The 940-nt window shown below is 44.6% G+C and carries 1 protein-coding gene; it reads right to left on the reverse strand.

The genetic code is table 11. The features are described 5' to 3' along the window. The coding region (locus A3738_RS30315; protein WP_197473487.1) for a hypothetical protein at positions 1-940 on the reverse strand (940 nt) is incomplete at both ends.

Below are 940 nucleotides of genomic sequence, written 5' to 3' on the forward strand. Positions count from 1 at the left end.
ACTATCGACTTTGTAAGCATCGATATTAGATTTGGTCTCACCCAGCACAACCGCATCAAAGAACAAAGCCGCTTGCAAACTATCAAAGCCCAGTTGCAATCCACCACCATAATCGCGTGTCGACTCGAGTCCTGCATGACGATCACTCGCTAGCACATCGACAGTTAAATTCGATAGTGCAATCGTGCCCTGACCACCTAACGCGCCGAACCAATATCCGATATCAGACCAATCGGTATCATCACCCCAAGCCAAATCCCAACTAGAAATTGTTGCCTGAGTATCCAAATTAAAGCCTTCTACGCCATCCCGACCACCGGCACCTAGCTGAATAGATTGACTCAACGCTAACTTAGACCAAAGACTTCCGTAACTCGGCAGCAATACTCCGCTATCTACATCGTTAGACACACCATTATTGTTGGCATTAGTGCTTAATCGTATGGCATCAGCACGCAATTCAAGATCCACTTGAGATGCTACGTACTCGAATTTTCCAGAGGTAGGGTTATAAGCCAACGTGGCATCCGGCGCGATATAGTCAATGCTCATACCGTCTAAAAAGAATTCATTTCCGTTTGTTCTATAACCAAGACGCCCATTCGTTAAACTAAAGGCCGTATCAATAACGTAAGCTGTGGCGTTAGAACTAATCTCTGTTAAACCATCCAATTCAAAATCTAAATACAACCCACCTAAACTTGGGGTACCCAATAGATTAGAACCAACACTGTCGCCAGCCTCTTCAATGAATCGAATATCTTGAATCTCAACACGCGCTTGATTACCTACCGGAGAGAAGGTAGAACCATCCCATTCAAGCGAATCCGTTGTGTAATCAAGTGACAGCGTTCCATCTTCCAAGATGTCGACAAGAATCTGCATCTTAAGAAAATCATCACTTCCTCCAGAACCACCAATACGCAAACCCTCAAAAGCT

The organism is Oleiphilus sp. HI0066 (assembly GCF_001635725.1).